This window comes from Desulfosporosinus sp. I2 (assembly GCF_000960765.1).
Taxonomy (GTDB): Bacteria; Bacillota; Desulfitobacteriia; order Desulfitobacteriales; family Desulfitobacteriaceae; genus Desulfosporosinus.
Map to the genome: position 1 here is coordinate 19,774 of NZ_JYNH01000002.1, position 17,707 is coordinate 37,480.

At 43.8% G+C, this 17,707-nt stretch carries 18 protein-coding genes; 16 read left to right on the forward strand and 2 right to left on the reverse strand.

Annotated elements, in window-relative coordinates; all coding sequences use genetic code 11:
- Position 1: 1 nt before the first annotated feature.
- The 5 genes from UF75_RS00820 (at position 2) to hutI (ending at position 6,330) form a co-directional block, all read left to right on the forward strand.
- Positions 2 to 1,462: a trimethylamine methyltransferase family protein gene (locus UF75_RS00820; RefSeq protein ID WP_045572705.1), complete on the forward strand. Its 1,461-nt coding sequence runs from the start codon at positions 2 to 4 to the stop codon at positions 1,460 to 1,462.
- Positions 1,463 to 1,475: 13 nt separating this feature from the next.
- Positions 1,476 to 2,108, forward strand: a complete 633-nt coding sequence (locus UF75_RS00825) for a corrinoid protein (protein WP_045572706.1) — start codon at positions 1,476 to 1,478, stop codon at positions 2,106 to 2,108.
- Between the two features lie 130 nt (positions 2,109 to 2,238).
- Complete coding sequence (locus UF75_RS00830; RefSeq protein WP_045572707.1) at positions 2,239 to 4,257, forward strand: urocanate hydratase; 2,019 nt, start codon at positions 2,239 to 2,241, stop codon at positions 4,255 to 4,257.
- Positions 4,258 to 4,269: 12 nt separating this feature from the next.
- Entirely contained in the window at positions 4,270 to 4,980 is a 711-nt protein-coding gene (locus tag UF75_RS00835; RefSeq protein WP_242860062.1) for a vitamin B12 dependent methionine synthase, read from the forward strand.
- Between the two features lie 90 nt (positions 4,981 to 5,070).
- On the forward strand, positions 5,071 to 6,330 hold the full coding sequence (gene hutI, locus UF75_RS00840) for an imidazolonepropionase (protein ID WP_082074955.1): 1,260 nt from the start codon (positions 5,071 to 5,073) through the stop codon (positions 6,328 to 6,330).
- Between the two features lie 153 nt (positions 6,331 to 6,483).
- On the opposite strand, the gene UF75_RS00845 is transcribed toward hutI, so the two are convergent.
- On the reverse strand, positions 6,484 to 6,723 hold the full coding sequence (locus UF75_RS00845; protein WP_242860063.1) for a YkoF family thiamine/hydroxymethylpyrimidine-binding protein: 240 nt from the start codon (positions 6,721 to 6,723) through the stop codon (positions 6,484 to 6,486).
- A 254-nt stretch (positions 6,724 to 6,977) separates the two neighbouring features.
- Between UF75_RS00845 and UF75_RS00850 the strand changes: the two genes are divergently transcribed.
- From UF75_RS00850 to UF75_RS00860, 4 genes are all read left to right on the forward strand, one after another.
- Positions 6,978 to 8,264, forward strand: coding sequence for an L-serine ammonia-lyase, iron-sulfur-dependent, subunit alpha (locus tag UF75_RS00850; protein ID WP_045572710.1), 1,287 nt, complete (start codon positions 6,978 to 6,980; stop codon positions 8,262 to 8,264).
- A 165-nt stretch (positions 8,265 to 8,429) separates the two neighbouring features.
- Positions 8,430 to 10,388, forward strand: coding sequence for an ABC-F family ATP-binding cassette domain-containing protein (locus UF75_RS00855; protein ID WP_045572711.1), 1,959 nt, complete (start codon positions 8,430 to 8,432; stop codon positions 10,386 to 10,388).
- A gap of 38 nt (positions 10,389 to 10,426) precedes the next feature.
- Complete coding sequence (locus UF75_RS28870) at positions 10,427 to 10,582, forward strand: hypothetical protein (protein ID WP_197079285.1); 156 nt, start codon at positions 10,427 to 10,429, stop codon at positions 10,580 to 10,582.
- A 117-nt stretch (positions 10,583 to 10,699) separates the two neighbouring features.
- Complete coding sequence (locus tag UF75_RS00860; protein WP_045572712.1) at positions 10,700 to 12,256, forward strand: ABC-F family ATP-binding cassette domain-containing protein; 1,557 nt, start codon at positions 10,700 to 10,702, stop codon at positions 12,254 to 12,256.
- A 71-nt stretch (positions 12,257 to 12,327) separates the two neighbouring features.
- Here the strand turns inward: UF75_RS00860 and UF75_RS00865 are convergent, their stop codons facing one another.
- Positions 12,328 to 12,894, reverse strand: a complete 567-nt coding sequence (locus UF75_RS00865) for a helix-turn-helix domain-containing protein (protein WP_045572713.1) — start codon at positions 12,892 to 12,894, stop codon at positions 12,328 to 12,330.
- 158 nt (positions 12,895 to 13,052) lie between these two features.
- Between UF75_RS00865 and UF75_RS00870 the strand changes: the two genes are divergently transcribed.
- From UF75_RS00870 to UF75_RS00895, 7 genes are all read left to right on the forward strand, one after another.
- Positions 13,053 to 13,259, forward strand: a complete 207-nt coding sequence (locus tag UF75_RS00870; RefSeq protein WP_045572714.1) for a helix-turn-helix transcriptional regulator — start codon at positions 13,053 to 13,055, stop codon at positions 13,257 to 13,259.
- Between the two features lie 380 nt (positions 13,260 to 13,639).
- Positions 13,640 to 13,813 (forward strand): aspartyl-phosphate phosphatase Spo0E family protein, encoded by a 174-nt coding sequence (locus tag UF75_RS00875; protein ID WP_045572715.1) that lies wholly within the window; start codon positions 13,640 to 13,642, stop codon positions 13,811 to 13,813.
- Positions 13,814 to 13,899: 86 nt separating this feature from the next.
- Positions 13,900 to 14,049, forward strand: coding sequence for a hypothetical protein (locus UF75_RS28875; protein WP_197079286.1), 150 nt, complete (start codon positions 13,900 to 13,902; stop codon positions 14,047 to 14,049).
- A gap of 70 nt (positions 14,050 to 14,119) precedes the next feature.
- Complete coding sequence (nadD, locus tag UF75_RS00880; protein ID WP_242860064.1) at positions 14,120 to 14,725, forward strand: nicotinate-nucleotide adenylyltransferase; 606 nt, start codon at positions 14,120 to 14,122, stop codon at positions 14,723 to 14,725.
- Positions 14,726 to 14,811: 86 nt separating this feature from the next.
- On the forward strand, positions 14,812 to 15,063 hold the full coding sequence (locus UF75_RS00885) for an RNA-binding protein (protein WP_045572717.1): 252 nt from the start codon (positions 14,812 to 14,814) through the stop codon (positions 15,061 to 15,063).
- 228 nt (positions 15,064 to 15,291) lie between these two features.
- Entirely contained in the window at positions 15,292 to 15,945 is a 654-nt protein-coding gene (locus UF75_RS00890; RefSeq protein WP_045572718.1) for a Crp/Fnr family transcriptional regulator, read from the forward strand.
- A gap of 255 nt (positions 15,946 to 16,200) precedes the next feature.
- Positions 16,201 to 17,694, forward strand: a complete 1,494-nt coding sequence (locus UF75_RS00895; RefSeq protein ID WP_045572719.1) for a DASS family sodium-coupled anion symporter — start codon at positions 16,201 to 16,203, stop codon at positions 17,692 to 17,694.
- Positions 17,695 to 17,707 lie beyond the last annotated feature (13 nt).

Consider the following 17,707-nt stretch of genomic DNA (forward strand, 5'->3'; position numbering starts at 1 on the left):
TATGGGAGTAGGAAGCTCACACGGAAATGGGCTGTTTTTCCGAACATTGACTGAAAAACAAGCGGAAGAGATTCATCTCGCGAGTAGTCGGATTCTTGAAGAGACGGGTATGGTGATCCACCATCAAGAAGCCGTTGAACTTTTACGCCAGGCGGGGGCACAGGTTGAAAATGGGAACCGAGTTTATTTTCCCAATCATCTTGTTAAAAAAGCACTGCAATCAGCTCCTTCGCATGTCACTTTATATAATCGAAACGGCGAAACAGCGCTTCAACTACAAGGGTCCAATGTGTATTTTGGCACAGGCTCAGACACGCTTAATTATTTAGATCCGGTCAGCCAAGAAAGGCGAAAATGGCACCAAGAGGATGTTGCGAATGCCATTAGGCTTTGTGATAAGTTGCCGAATATTGATTTTGTGATGTCGATGGGACTTTTATGCGATGTCGATCGTCGTATGATCAATCGCGAACAGTATGCCATCATGGTGCAGAACACCGTAAAGCCCCAAGTGGTGATTGCGGAGGATGGGGATACCCTACGGGATATTATTGAGATGGCGGCTAGTGCGGTCGGTGGGAAAGAACGTTTGCGTCAAAAACCGCTGTTTATGATCTACACGGAACCTACCTCCCCCCTTCAGCATCCTCAAGACTCTGTGGACAAATTGCTGATTGCTGCTGAGAATGGAGTTCCGACGAATTTTGCCTGTGGTGGTGTAGCAGGTGCTTCTGTGCCGACGACGGTCGGGGGAGCTTTGGTTCAGGCTAATGCCGAAGCCTTGAGTGGTTTAGTGATCCACCAATTGAAGGCGCCGGGGGCCCCGTTCGTTTACGGTTATGGTAATTCTCCTCTTGATATGCGGACCATGCAGGCTGTTTATGGTACTCCTGAAGCGGTGCTCTTTCAGGGGGGAATGGTCGATTTGGCCCACTATTACGAACTGCCCTCCTGGGGATATGCTGGGTGCTGTAATGCGAAGGTTTGTGATGAGCAAGCGATTGCAGAGTCAACGATGTTTACGTTAATGGGTGCCCTCCAAGGGTGCAATATTATGCATGATGTTTTCTATATGGAATTTGGATTAACGGGGTCTTTGGAATTATTGGTTATTTCTAATGAGGTAATCGGCAGGGCACGACGGCTGCTCAAAGGGATCGATACCGATCAAGAATCCTTAGGGGTAGAGGCGATCATGAGGGTGGGTCCCGGTGGGAATTTCCTGGGAGATGACCATACTGCGAATCACTTTAGAGAGAATTGGCTGCCCGATCTTTCAGATTTTAACAATTACGAGAATTGGTCTGAAAACGGGAGTAAGACGATGGTCGATCGGGCGCGAGAACGGATTAAGCAGATTTTAGAAACCCATCAGCCCAAACTCGTGACTGACGAGGTTAGGGAGCAGATTGAAACGATTCTAAAAAGGGCTCGGGAAAAGGTCGGGGCAAACGAAAAGTAAAGGAGGGTTTCAATTGAGTGATTTTAATAGCTTGGCGGAACTGGTAATCAAGGGTGATTATAATGGCGCACAGACTTTAACCCAAAGAATGGTTGGCAATGGCAACGATCCGCTGGAGATCATTAATCAAGGATTAATGGCGGGGATGAATGTGGTTGGGGTTCGTTTTAAGGCCGGGGATATGTATGTTCCAGAGGTTATGATGTCTGCTAAGGCGATGAGTAAAGGGATCGAAGTGGTAAAACCTTTGATTGCAGATAAGGATATGCCTACAGCTGGCAAGGTGTTGGTCGGAACGGTGAAAGGGGATCTTCATGATATTGGCAAGAATCTAGTCCTGATGATGATGGAGAGTGCAGGGTTCGAGATTATTGACTTAGGTGTCGATATCGATGCCGAAGCGTTTGTTAAAGCGGTGAAAGAGCATAAGCCCCAGGTGATCGGGATGTCTGCGCTTTTGACGACGACAATGCTGTCCATGAAGGACACGATTGAGGCGTTGAAGGAAGAGGGACTGCGTGATTCGGTTAAGATCATTGTTGGGGGGGCTCCGATTTCTCAAGGGTTTGCGGATGAAATTGGAGCTGATGGGTATGCACCTGATGCTGCAGCAGCAACGGATTTGTGTAAACGATTGATTGCTTAAGGATGATTTAGTATTATGGGTACAGGAGTTCTAGACGGGCTTTTGTGCCCGTTTTTAAATTAAGCTGCCAAGCAGGAGCGGAAGGAAACGGGTAGTAAGAATTAGGAATTTAGGAAGGAGTGAGATATAGGTGATTAATAATTATGACATTTCACAAGCCATGACGGTTAAGTTAGACCCTGAACTTCCAGAAATACAGGAATTTGTGGAAGGGATAAGACGGGCTCCAGACAGAGGGTTTAATCTGACTCTGAATCAAACAAAGATTGCCTTAAAGAATGCTTTACGTTATGTTCCGGAGGAGCTCCATGAAACACTGGCTCCGGAATTTCTGGAGGAATTGCAGACGAGAGGTAGGATTTATGCCTATCGTTATCGTCCGGCTGGACGATTGTATGGGAAACCGATCGAGGAATATCAAGGGAACTGCACTGAAGGCAAGGCTTTTCAGGTAATGATTGAGAATAATCTGGATTTTGACGTGGCTCTTTACCCGTATGAGCTTGTTACCTATGGTGAAACGGGTAGTGTCTGTCAAAATTGGTTGCAATATCGTTTAATTAAAAAGTATCTGGAAGTCATGACCGATCATCAGACCTTGGTGATGGAATCAGGTCATCCACTGGGGTTGTTTCCCTCACGCCCGGAAGCACCTAGGGTGATTATTACGAATGCCTTAATGATTGGGATGTTTGATAATCAGAAGGATTGGGAAATTGCTGAACAAATGGGGGTTGCTAATTACGGTCAGATGACGGCGGGCGGGTGGATGTATATTGGGCCGCAGGGGATTGTACACGGCACCTTTAATACTTTGCTCAATGCCGGACGGATGAAGTTAGGAATCCCTCATGATGGGGATATTAGGGGGCATCTGTTTATTTCGTCGGGCCTGGGCGGAATGAGCGGGGCTCAGGGAAAATCTGTGGAGATCGCCCATGGTGTAGGGATCATTGCTGAAGTGGATGAGTCTAGAATTAAAACTCGTTTTGAGCAGGGGTGGGTCAGTAGGGTGTCTGGGGATCTTGAGGAGGTTTTCCGGATTGCCGATGAGTATCTGCAAAAGAAGGAACCCATGTCGATTGCCTACCAGGGTAATATTGTGGATTTATTGGAGTATGCGGTGAAGAAGCAAATCAAGGTGGATCTGCTCAGTGATCAGACGTCTTGTCATGTTGCTTATGAAGGCGGGTATTGTCCACAGGGGATTTCTTTTGAAGAGAGAACCAGGTTACTTGGCAGCGACCGAGCTGAGTTTAAGAAGCTTGTGGATCGGAGTTTAGTCCGTCAGTTTGAATTGATTCAGACGTTAGTAGAACGAGGTACTTATTTTTTTGACTATGGTAATTCTTTCATGAAAGCGGTTTATGATGCCGGAGTTAACGAGATCTCTAAGAATGGTGTCGATGAAAAAGATGGCTTTATCTTCCCGTCCTATGTGGAGGATATTATGGGCCCGGAACTTTTCGATTACGGGTATGGGCCTTTCAGGTGGGTTTGTCTCAGCGGCAAAACGGACGATCTGAGCAAAACCGACGCGGCAGCGATGGCTTGTATTGATCCGAATCGTCGTGGGCAGGATCGAGATAATTATATGTGGATTAAGGATGCCGAGAAAAATAAGCTGGTCGTGGGTACTCAGGCCCGTATTTTATATCAGGATGCGGAAGGGCGAATTAAGATCGCACTTAAATTTAATCAAATGATTCGAGAGGGTGAGATTGGCCCGGTGATGTTAGGTCGAGATCATCATGATGTGAGTGGCACGGATTCACCGTTTAGGGAAACCGCAAATATCAAAGATGGCAGCAATGTCATGGCAGATATGGCTGTCCAAAGCTTCGCAGGGGATGCTGCCCGAGGGATGAGTCTCGTTTCTCTTCACAATGGAGGAGGCGTCGGAATCGGTAAAGCCATTAATGGCGGATTTGGCTTGGTGCTTGACGGGAGCGAACGCGTGGATAACATTATTAAATCGGCTCTTTTATGGGACGTAATCGGTGGGGTCGCCCGTCGGTCATGGGCACGAAATGAGCATTCGATTGAAACAAGCATTGAGTTCAATGAGCGATATAAGGGATTAGGGCATATCACGGTTCCGTTTATTCCAGATGAGGAATTGATTGATCGGTTAGTAGGGGACTTGTAGCAGGGAGGATACATGATGGAATATATTGAGTGGAACAATTTAAACCTAGATACTTCGGAGATTTATCGGCGGATTGGAATGCCGGATGCTGATTCTAAGCGGAGTCTGAATTTTAAGCCCGTTATTGAACAGATGAGACATAAGGCTTTAGATCTAGTTGAAGTTCGCTGCGTCTATGATTATGTTCCGGTGAATATCGTGGGTTCGGGGGAAATTCTTCTGGCAAACCAGTATCCAGTTAACGTTCTCACTTCGTTTTTCGAGGGGGCACACGAAGTGTTAATTGCTATCCAAACCGTTGGTCTTCGCCTCGAAGAAGAATCAAACCGATTCTTTGAAATAGGTGAGATGCTCGATGGGATGGTCTTGGATGGCTGTGGGACAGTGGCTCTTGATGAAGCTTTAGAATTGTTACGGGGTATGGTTGTCAAGCAAGTGACTGAACGCGGTCTGCAGACGGGTCATAATTTATGCCCGGGTGGTTATCAAATTCCCCTCGAAGCTCAGAAAACCTTATTTACTCTGCTGGACGGGGGAAAAATTGGTGTCACTTTAGGGGAAGCGATGCTAATGTCTCCGATAAAATCTCATACCCTTGTTATCCCAGTCGGACAAAAGCTGGCTAAGTCTAATTTGTCCTGTGCAATAACGTGTGAAATGTGCGTGGAGCAACAAAACTGTTCCCACAGCCGCCTGAAGTTTGGCAAAGCCAAGCCAGTATAAATCGTGCAAGTTAAGAACCGTCCCCAACTCCAACTTGCCCCCAACTTGCATAACTTGCATAACTAAATTGTTTGAAATGGAGATGGTTTTGTGCAGTATGCGGATCTCTTGATCCATTCTGCTCGTATGATGGCGACGATGAAGGGTTTCTCCGAACGGCCAGCTCGTGGAGAGGGTATGTCTGAAATTGGTTTGATTGAAGAGGGTGCTGTCGCAATCCGCGACGGGAAGATTATAGCGGTTGGCACAACTGAGGAGGTGCGGGCCGGTGGCTGGGTAGGGCCGAATACTGTGCAAATTAGCGCGGAGGGTAAGGTAGTTACTCCTGGGTTTGTCGATCCCCACACGCACGTCCTTTATGCGGGTTCACGTGAAAATGAATTGTCGCTGAAACTTAAGGGTGTTCCCTATCTCGAGATTCTTAAACAGGGCGGCGGAATTCTTTCAACGGTTCGGAGTACGAAGCTGGCTACGGATCAAGAAGTAAAGGATCAAACCAAACGTAGGCTGCAGACGATGCTAAGCATGGGCACAACGACAGTTGAGGTAAAGAGTGGGTATGGATTAATGGTGGAGGATGAACTTAGGGCCTTGCGACTCATTCATGAATTGGCTCGAGAACAGGTACTTGATCTAGTACCCACCTTTATGGGAGCGCATGCGGTTCCACCGGGTTATAGCGAAGATGAGTTTACAAGCTATATTGTTAAAGATATGTTGCCGCGAATTGCGGCTGAGGGACTGGCAGAGTTTTGTGATGTTTTCTGTGAACCCGGGGTTTTCAGTCTTGATTCGAGTGAACGGATTTTAACAAAAGCGAACGAGCTGAACTTTAAATTAAAGATGCATGCGGATGAATTAGATTCGGCGGGCGGAGCTGAATTAGCGGCAAAATTGGGTGTAATTAGCGCCGATCATTTGCTCCAAGCCTCGGATGACGGGATTTTAGCTTTAGCCAAACAGGGAGTGATTGCCGTGTTACTTCCGGCGACGTCGTTCAATCTTGCTAAAAATTCCTACGCCAGAGCGAGAGCGATGATTTCGGCCGGAGTCCCTGTCGCTTTAGCAACCGACTCGAATCCCGGATCCTCCCCCACGGAATCTATGCCTCTAGTTCTAACCTTGGCTTGTCTGTATCTCCGCCTTACCCCAGAAGAAGCCTTGATGGCGGCAACTATTAATGCAGCTCATGCTATTGGCAGGGCTGATCAAGTGGGGAGTTTGGAAGTAGGGAAACTAGGGGATGTGCTTATACTTGATATTCCAAACCTAAATTATTTACCGTATCACTTTGGAAGTAACCCAGTTGAGATGGTTATTAAGAGGGGAAACGTGGTTTGGGAGACTTGAGTAAAGCCGCATGTTGTACAACTCTATTGGAGCTAAGACTTGGGGAAGTAACTTGAGAAGGGGTTAGCATTTGTTGCTAACCCCTTCATAATCAAACTTAGGTAGTTCAGGATATTCTCATTGCTGGCTTAGGATGATCAATTCTTGAGGAGTTTAATGAGCGGAATTAGAAATAGTTACTACCATGCTCACTTCGCCGGCGTTTTGAGCTTCATTGAAAACCTTCTTGATTCCAGCCCATACTTGTTCGTCGTTTCCGTCAATATGGGTACTGAGAGAACCAACTTTGTATTCGACCTTTTCTTGTGATAATGTCTGAACAGCGCTATTAATAACCTGGCTAGCGTTGTTCGTTTTCTGAGGGTAAATCGAAACTTCTGCACATAACATCATAACGGCCTCCTTTATTAATGATACAGAAATTAGCTTTCCCTATTTGAGGTGAAATATTGACAAGAGATAGTTAATATACAAGATGTCGTGACGTTTTGCTCATGAAATGATATCATAAATTCAATTGGGGAGAATTTTATCTATTATTTAGAGTTCTTAATTAATTTTATAATAATAATTTAAGTGATGAAATAGGGCTAAATCTTAAAGACGGGATTGAAAATAGAAACCTAAAACAAAGGAGGCCGGGTAACATGGACTATGACAAATTTATAGAGCGCCTTGAAAAAGAGCTTGTTATCACCTTAGGGTGTACTGAACCTATCGCGATCGCCTTTGCAGGTGCTCTTGCAAAAAAGCATGTTAAGGGAGAAATTATAACGTCTGTGGAAGTTTTAGCGAGTGCTAATGTTCTTAAGAACGCAATGGCTGTCGCTATTCCAGGCGCACGTGGCTGTGGTGTTAATTTAGCGGCCGCCCTTGGCGTTCTTGCCGGAGACTTCACGCAAGGATTAGAAGTTCTATCAGGCCTGTCACAGGGAGATGTCGATCAAGCGAAGATCATGATTGAGGAGAAGAAGGTGACGGTAGGAGTAGCTAATACCTTGAAAAAACTCTATATCGAAGTGGTCGTCAGAACCCCTCAATCCTATGCAAGAGTTGTTGTCGCTGATGAACATACCAAAGTAGTCTTGATTGAAGTGGATGGCAAACTTCTATTGAATACTCTATCCGAAAATGAAACCAATCAAAGTGGGAAGACAGAGGATTCGTTTATTACCCTTGATTCGATATGGGACTTCGTACAACGTGTGCGGATTAATGATCTAACGATTATTAAGAAGGCTATTGAACTCAATACAAACGTGGGTTTAGAGGGCTTAACAAACGCGTATGGTCTACAAGTAGGAAAAACGATCCAAGAAAGCATCCGTAAAGGAGTGCTTTCCGATGATTTGATAACGCATGCCATGGCCTTGACAGCTGGTGCCTCAGACGCTAGGATGGCTGGGTGTACAATGCCGGTGATGAGTAATTCCGGGAGTGGTAATCAAGGAATTTCGGCTACTTTACCGGTTGTCGCCGCAGGAGAAAGATTAGGGGTATCCAACGAAAAATTGATTCGAGCAGTAACCTTAAGTAATTTGATTGCGATCTATATTAAATTAAAGATTGGTCGACTCTCGGCCTTATGTGGTGCCACTGCCTCTGGAACTGGTGCGAGTTGTGGCATTACTTATTTGCTTGGCGGGGGGAAGGCGGAAATAAAAGCAGCTATTCAGAATATGCAGGGTAATACGACTGGAATGTTCTGTGATGGGGCAAAGACTGGGTGTGCCATGAAGTTATCGACCTGTACGAGTGCTGCTGTTCAGTCCGCAATTATGGCAATCGAGGGGAAAATTATTCAGCCCACTGATGGTATCATTGAACGAACTGCTGAACAAACCATTGATAACCTTGGGCGCCTCGCAAATCAGGGTTCCCCGGAAGTAGATCGAATTATTCTGGATATTATGGTTCATAAGAAAGTTGGTTAGTTTCCTGGGTCAAACCTTCAACGCAAAAGACTAAATTGAGTTAGGGATAAAAGTCCCATAACTGTGCCACCTGTACAGCTATGGGACTTTAATTTGGGCAGCGTGCTTAGAACTGTGATATAATAAGGTGTTCTACAGCTTTTGCTAAGGAGAAGAGAAATAATCATGAACGTCTTGACTGCAGAGAATCTGACGAAAAGTTACGGTGAAAAAGTGCTTTTTGCTAATATTTCCTTTGGGATCGACGAAGGAGAAAAGATAGGGATTATTGGAGTAAATGGAACGGGTAAGTCTACTTTGCTTAAAATATTGGCAGGTGTTGAATGGCCAGATCAAGGCAAAGTTACGACAGGGAATACCCTTCGTTTAGAATATCTCCCTCAGAATCCGGTCTTTGAAGATTCGGCCACGGTTTTGCAGCAAGTTTTTAGGGGGAATTCCCCGGTTATGAACGTGTTGCGCGAGTATGAAATGGCCTTAGAAATGTTGAATAATAACCCGGACCAGCCAAGCCTTCAACAAGCACTGATTGCAGTGGGTCAACAGATGGATGAATTGGATGCATGGCAATTGGAGAACGAGGCTAAGACCATTCTCAGTAAACTGGGAATCTCGAAATTTGACACCTTGATTGGGACTCTTTCAGGGGGGCAGAGAAAACGAGTGGCATTGGCGAGTGCCCTGATCAATCCTACGGATATCTTGATTCTTGATGAGCCCACCAACCACATTGATAATGATACGGTGGATTGGTTGGAACAATATTTGAATAAACGTAAGGGTGCGTTGTTAATGATTACGCACGATCGGTATTTTCTGGATCGCGTTGTGGGTCGGGTCTTAGAGTTAGATCAGGGTAAACTTTATCCTTACCCCGGTAATTATAGCCGTTTCTTAGAATTAAAAGCGGAGCGGGAGGAGCAGGTAGAGGCCACTGAGAGGAAACGCCTTAATCTCTTTCGCAATGAACTAGCCTGGATGCGGAGGGGGGCCAAGGCCCGTACAACGAAGCAAAAGGCGAGGATCGAGCGGTTTGAAAAGATACAGGCAGATAAGCCGACAGAGTATACGGATCGGATCGAAATGATGGCTGGGGCGTCCCGGTTAGGTAAGAAAATTCTCGAATGTAAAGAGGTTCAAAAAGGGTTTCCGGACCGCGGGACTGTGATCAAGGATTTTGATTATATTCTTTTGAGAAATGATCGAATCGGGATTATTGGACCGAATGGAAGTGGTAAATCGACTTTATTAAACTTGATTGCTGGTCGCTTAGAGCCGGATAAGGGGAGCATCGAATTAGGTTCTACGGTTAATATGGGCTATTTTACGCAAGAAAACACATCGTTAAATCCAGATATTCGTGTGATTGATGAGATCAAAGCGATCGCTGAAGTGATTCCCACGGCAGATGGTGGCTTCTTGACGGCTTCTCAAATGTTGGAGCGTTTCTTATTTCCCCCTGCAGTACAATGGACACAGATTGGCAAACTTTCCGGTGGGGAAAAACGAAGGCTTTATCTCTTGCGGATCTTAATGGAGGCTCCCAATGTCCTCTTACTGGATGAGCCGACCAATGATTTGGACATTCAAACTCTGACGATTCTAGAAGCGTATTTGGATGATTTCCCAGGGGCTGTGATCGCTGTTTCCCATGACCGATATTTTCTGGACCGGGTTACGGATAAGATTTTTGCGTTTGAAGGAGAGGGACGCATTGGCTCGTATGTGGGAAATTATTCAGATTATCGAGAGCAGGTGTATGCTGCAGAGCAAGAGGCTTTACAGGCTGTGCAGCAGGCGGCCTTCTCAGCGGCTTTGGCAAAAAAACTTCCGAATCAAGGGGTTGGATCAGAAACACTAGACTCTGAGAGAAAAAAAGAACGTCCGCTCAAGATGACGTTTAAAGAGCAACAAGATTTTGCCCAAATTGACGATCAAATTGCCCAAGTGGAAGATGAACTTCAGAAAAACAGTCAAATGATGAATGAGATGGGCAGTGATTTTGGAAAACTAACTGAGTTAGTCACCGTTCAACAAACGCTAGAACAAAAATTGGATGTTTTAATGGAGCGTTGGACGTATTTAAATGAGCTGGCGGAAAAAATAGCTCAAAATAAGGGCTAAATTCGAGGCACGATTACGATTACGTTGGAGGATTTTAGATGAGTGATAATATTTTAGAACAGATGAAAAAACTGGTTGCGGAGAAAAAGCTGAAAAGTTCTCAACAAGGGGGGCCCACTAAGGCCACTCAGAAAATTGGGGAAAAAAGAAAAGGTATTAAACGTCGTAAAGTCGGCGGCATGTTTGATAAGTAACCTTTTTAATGCTTATCTTTACGTAGTAACTAAGTTGTTTAGAAGTCTTAGTTATTAGTATTAAGGTTTGGTTAAAACCAAAGTGACATCAAGAAAAATAAGGGGAGAAGTTAAGTCGTGAGCGTATTGAATGTAGAAAGTGTCAGCCATGGATTTGGTGGTCGTAAGATTTTTGAAGAGGTTAGCTTCCGTTTGTTAAAAGGGGAGCACGTTGGCTTGGTGGGAGCAAATGGGGAAGGAAAGTCGACCTTCTTAGATATCATTACGGGAAAGCTGATGCCTGACAAAGGGAAAGTAGAGTGGTCCAATCGTGTCACGGTTGGATATTTAGACCAGCATACGGTATTAACTAAAGGAAAAACAATTCGTGATGTTCTCAAAGAAGCGTTTCAAGGGATGTTTGATCTGGAAGCAGAAACCCTAGAGATTTATGATCGAATGGGAAGTGTCTCAGAAGCAGAAATGAACAAACTTTTGGAAGATGTCGGAGAGATTCAGACGATTTTAGAACACAATAGTTTCTATATGATTGATACAAAAATTGAAGAAATCGCTAATGGGTTAGGGCTTGGAGAAATAGGTCTGGAAAAGGATGTCGCGGATTTAAGTGGAGGTCAACGGACGAAGGTTTTGCTTACGAAATTATTGCTCCAAAATCCTAGCATTTTAATTTTAGACGAGCCGACTAACTTTTTGGATGTTGAGCATATTGAATGGCTCAAGCGTTATCTTATTCAATACGAAAATGCTTTTATCCTCGTTTCTCACGATGTTCCTTTTTTGAATGAAGTCATCAATGTTATTTATCACGTGGATAATGCCGAATTGACCCGTTATACCGGGAATTACGAGCAATTTATGGCGCTCTTTGAAACTCGAAAGGTTCAGGAGCTTAAAGCCTATGATAAACAACAAAAAGAAGTGGACAGACTTGAAGATTTTATTGCTCGCAATAAAGCACGAATTTCGACAACGGGTCGAGCTAAGAGTCGTCAAAAGCAGTTGGAGAAAATGGAGCTTATTGAAAAGCCGAGGGAGAAGATCCAACCGAAGTTTAGATTTAGGGAAGCAAGATCTCCTGGTAAACTGATTTTTGAAGCCAAGCATATTGTCTTGGGCTATGATGAACCTTTGACAAGACCCTTAGATTTAATGCTCGAGCGAGGGCAAAAGGTGGCAATCCGTGGAGTCAACGGGTTAGGTAAATCGACTTTGCTTAAAACTTTGCTGGGGTATATTCCGGCGGTTTCTGGTGAAGTAGAACTCGGCGATTATCTTTACCCTGGGTATTTCGAACAAGAATCGAGTCGTAGGAATGAGAAGACGGCCTTGGACGAAGTGTGGGGAGAGTATCCTGGAATGACCAATTCTGAAGTGCGGGGCGCCTTAGCAAGGTGTGGTTTGACGAGTGAGCACATTTCAACCAAGATGATGGTGTTGAGCGGTGGGGAAAATGCTAAAGTTCGGCTTTGTAAGTTGATGCTGAAGGATGTTAATTGGCTGGTTCTCGACGAGCCGACCAATCATTTGGATGTGGATGCTAAGGCAGAATTGAAGAGAGCGATCAAGGAGTATAAAGGGACTGTGCTTGTCGTTTCCCACGAACCGGAGTTTTATGAAGATTGGGTGACAGATGTCTGGAATCTTGAAGAGTGGACGACCAAAATTGTCTAATTAAACATTCCGACAATGATTACTTCTCGGTCAGCGAGTTGTAATAAAAAAAGGCATAGGATGGTCGCCTCCTAATCGCCTTTACGGTATTTTTTTAGAATAAATTCTTTGAATTCTTCGAGGGATTTTCTCGCTTCTTCTGGTAGATCTTCTATCGGATCATCTGAACGGTGGGCGGCTGGAGTATTGTAACCTTGTTGGTTTTCGAGTAAATGAGGTCCAGGATCGGTGATTCTTCCGAGTAGATAGTCAACAGAACAATTCAGGCTGTCTGCCAAAACTTTTAATGCAGATGGGTCGGGATATTTTCCGCCTGTTTCAAACTGTGATACATCGGTTGGAGATACGTTAAGATTTTCGGCTAATTGTGTTAGTGAGATACCATTTAGTTCACGTATCATCTTTAGCCTGCCTGGAAAATTACATTCTTCAGTTACAGAATCTTCTGTGCGTCCTAATAAAAAATCAGTAGAAACTTTATAATAATCCGCAATTCTTTGTAGAGTATCATAATCCGGTTTGCGTCTATTTACTTCATACTGTGCATACGTACTTCGGGACATACAAAAAATTTTTGCAAGTTCCTCTTGTGTGAGTTCGCGCTTATTTCTTAAATATAATAGTCTTTTCCCTAACATTACGGACATGCCTCCTTTTCTATATAGTATAGTCGCAATAAGCGACAATTAAAATAAATGTCGCGAATCTCAACAAAAGTATTGACAGTCGCGAAGTGCGACTATATTATTAAGTTGAATCTGAGTTGCATTACGCGACATGATAAAGGGGGGGAATTGTGGCTGAATTTGGCAAAACGAGGCTGTGGCTAATAAAATACCGCGGGGATTTAACGCAGCAACAAGTGGCAAATAAAGCAGGAATAAGCAGATCATATTATGCAGAATTAGAGTCAGGCAACAAAAACCCTGGGGTTGAAACGGCTAAAAAACTCGGTGGCGTTTTAATGTTCGATTGGACAAATTTCTTTAACGTTCGTTCATAAAGAATTCTCCCACCTCTTGAGTGGCAAGATGAATTTGTGATCTCCCTCTTGGCGTTGCTAGTGCTTGTCTGTAATATAGTTCTTATCAGGGGTAATTGTTGAAAGGCTGATTATATCGGGATTTAGATTGCAATAATCATTCAAAGTTCTCATAGTTTGAAAACGAAAAACTTCATCCAATATGGAGGCCTAGATTGAACTAGAGTTCAATGATGAAGAATGTAAAGTAAATAAACAGTGGGGGAGGGCTGTTAGGCTTTGCCTTTTTGTTTATTTTCTGACGTTTCTCTAAACCATGAAACATAGCAAAAGTCCCCGGTTTTACCGGGGACTCACTTTTTGGGTGCACTAATCCCCAAATAATAATTAACGGAGGGATTATGTCTGAAATCGAGGAATTGATAAAGCGAATCGAAGAGCTACGTCTAAACATGATTAAGGCAAAAGAGGGAAGATCTTATACGGATCCGGAAGTCGTAGCTGCTAGTCAAGCGTTGGATGAGGTTTTAGACAAGTATCAAGAGATGCTAATGAAAAAGTCGAAGAAGGATTAGGCACAGTGTTACAATATCCAATAATGTTGTAAATTTCTGAGGATAAATCTGACCATGAATCCACTAAACGAAAGGGCTTGCTGATAATGTCAGTAAGCCTTTTTGAGGAAACGGAAATGGCAAAGGGAATAACGGAAACCCAGGTCAAGGAAATGGACATGGCACTGGTAGTAGATTTGGAACAGTACTTTAAGGAACTGTGCTTTGTGGTATACTTGAAAGGGTTAAGGCGCTAAGAAGCGTTTGTTAATGATATATTTCATACTATAAACTACAATATACGATTAAAATGGTATGGAGGCAAAAATGCATAAATTAGGAATTATGGGGGGAACGTTTGATCCGATTCATTATGGGCATTTGGTTGCTGCAGAAATGGCACGCGCAGAGTTTAATTTAAACAAAGTGCTATTCATACCGACAGGGATACCGCCGCATAAAGATCGCAGGGATATTTCTGCCGGAGAATTGCGTCTTGAGATGGTTGAATCAGCTATTCAAGATAATCCAGCTTTCACAAGTTCTGCGATGGAAATCGAAAGAGAAGGCCCATCTTATACGGTTGAGACGTTACGTTTGTTACGCAAAAATTGGCCAGACTATGAACTGTATTTTATTACAGGGACGGATGCTTTAAGGGAAATCTTTTCTTGGCGTGAAGCGGAAGAAATTTTGACGATGATTCAATTTATTGGTGCTGCGCGACCAGGGTTTGATGCGAGTGATTTTTTGCTTAAAGTCCAAAAGGAACATCCTGAAATTCTAGGTAGGATTCATTCTTTGGAAGTACCTGCTTTAGCGATTTCCTCTACTGATATTAGGATGAGGGTTAAGCGAGGAGAGCCCATCCGCTACCTTTTGCCGGAGGGAGTTCGTCAATTAATCCAACAGCGAGGGCTTTATGCTGAGTGAGTATAAAAATGTTTCGCATACTCTGTTTAGATTTGACCATACTAAAAACGACCTGCAAATCAATTCAAGCAAGAGGTGACATTATCATGACAACAACACTTTATGTCGGAAATCTTCCGTGGAATACTACTGCAGAAGAACTCGGCGAATTCTTTAGCGAGTATGGACAGGTTGAAAGCAGTCGGATTATTACCGATCGAGAAACTGGTCGTTCCCGAGGGTTTGGGTTTATCGAAGTGGGAGAATCGGATGCAGCACGCATAGCAGAAGAGTTAAATGGCAAGGATTTTGGTGGAAGGCCATTAACAGTGAATGAAGCGAAACCGAAACAAATGTAATCTCTTACGATTAGGAGACTCTGTGGTGGGGTCTCCTTTCACATTGTCCAATAGCTAATCATCAATACTTCCGATTCTTTAAGCAGTTGCTTCTCGCCCATCATGGCACTTGCCTGTTTGGTCAGCAAATTCAGTTTAGCCAGGTAGGCATTATGGTATAATGTGGTTAAGCTTGTCTAGTCGGTAGTTTGAGATTTTGGTTTCTACTTAATCGTGAGGGGGAAAGTTATGTTCCAGATAACAGAAGGAGAACGAGAGTATCTAAGCCGGATAGCTTCGGAAATTAAATACCCCAAAGGACAGATTATTTTTTCGACCTGCCAAAAAACCAATGAGGTGTATTTTATTAAAAGTGGTTTGGTTAAGATTTACCGCACCACATCAGACGGCCGTCAGGTGTCTGTTGCCCTGCGTTATCCGGGTGACTTCATTGGTCTAGCAGAAGTACTTAGCGATGTTAATGAGAGAGAGTATAGCGCCGAGACAATGGATAATGTATCTATTTTGATTATCTGGAAGGATAGCTTTAGAAAGATGCTTGCTGAGGTGCCTGAGTTTTCCGAGAAGATAGTCAGGCTAATGAGTGATCGGTTAAGGGAAGCCCAGAATACAATCTATGATTTTATTATGAACCCTATTCAAGGGAGGCTTGCTATTCTTCTCTTAAATATGGCGGAACGTGCAGGGAGTGAAGGCGAAGATGGTATTATTCGTGTGCGATTGCGGGTTACCCAGGAGGAACTTGCCTGTGTTATCGGTTCGGCACGTCAAACGATTTCGTCTCTTCTCACCATGCTAAAAGAGGACGGGAGCATTCAATATGAAGGTAGAGAGATAGTTGGCGTAAACCCAAATAAATTAAAAACATGGATTCAAAAATAATAAAATAACGCATAATGTAAATTGTAATCCAACCGACAAAACTAAGGTCGCCTGATGGACTTTAGTTTTGTCGGTTGGATTAATTTATTTTTGTCGCTAATATGACACAAAAGTGTCTTTAGAGTGATTTTAACTAAGTGTAGTTATTGTTAAAATCTTCACATATAGAAATACTAATGACGGAGGGGTGTGCGAAAAAGTCTAAAAAAACCAGGTCGCCTTGGAGGACACATACGAAGAAATGGGGGGGTATACATGTTAGAGTCTGCCTTACAGACAGAAACACAGAGCACGGAAGTTAAGGCAAAATCAACGGAAACTGGCAAAAGTAAGAATGCATTACTTGGATTCATTATTTCATGGGTAGTTTTTGCAGCAATCTTAACAATGGTTCCAATTTCACAGAGCCTTACTGGGGGTGGTCGAGCAGCCTTGGCTGTGATGGGTTGGGCCACAATTATTTGGTTAACTAATGGATTACCTTTAGCAGTATCAGGTCTGATGATCCCGGTTTTGTTATCCTTGACTGGCGCAGCTAAAAAGCTCCCCGAAGCCTTTAGTGGCTTTACCAATGATGTTACCTTCCTTATTCTTGGCTGTTTTATTTTGGCTGCAGTTATGCAGAGTACTGGCCTAGACAAGCGGATCGCCCTAAGTATTGTTTCTAGAGTTAAGCCTAGGGTAGGTAGTGTTTTAAAAGGTATTATTGGAGCTCACTTGGTTACAGCAGTACTCGTTCCTGCCACTAATGCACGAGGAGCACTTTTTTTGCCAATTATTCAGGGTTTAAACAGTTTATTTGAAAAAGAGGGCGAAGGTGCCAGGGCAAGAAAGGTATTTACCATGGTAGGAATCGGCTTCGCCTCACTGGCTTCGGGGACTATTCTAATGCATAGCCATATGTCGAATGTGATCGTGGCTCAAACTATTAATCAGGCGATGAAAAAAGACGTGATCACCTGGGGTTCTTGGGCCTGGATGAATTGGCCTTTGCTAGGTATTTTGGTCATTATGTATTACTGGGTTAATTGGATCATGAAGTCTAAAAATATTGAAGTCCCTGGCGGTATTACAGAAATCAAACGCCAAAAAGATGCGATGGGTAAAATGACGGTCACTGAATGGATTGTATTAGTCACCTTTGGGATTGCCATATTTTTGTGGGCAACCGAACAAATTCACGGCTATAATATGTCTTTGGTTGCTCTGGTAGCCGTGATGGTGCTCTTTATTCCTGGGTTTACTAATCTTTCCTGGAAAAGGGTCCAATCGAATACACTCTTTGGTACTTGGTTGTTGCTCTGCGGTTCCTTGTCCCTGGTATCTGCCTTTTCTAAGACTGGAGTGGACAAGTGGATTGCTTCTCATCTGGTTGGGTTAGCACCAGCTTGGGGTTGGATAGGTGTTAGTATCTTCATCTGTGTGATTGTGCAAATTAGCCGTCTTGGCATTGTGAGCAATGTGGCAGCGGTAACCTTACTGGCTCCCATTGTTGCAGCTATGGCTCCCATGCTTGGGCTAAATACCGTAGCCTTCACTATGATGGTGTTAAATGTGGACAGTTACGCGTTTGTTTTGCCAATTTCTGTAACCGCTTGTTTGATCGCTTATGGAACCGAGGAGTTTACCTTTGGCGAATTTGTTAAAGTAGGTGCTCCAATCACCTTAATGGTGATTCTCTATATGGTTTTCATTATGGTACCTTGGTATGCAGTAACAGGGTATCCCATCTGGGTAGCTATTCATTAACCTAAAGGGAGGA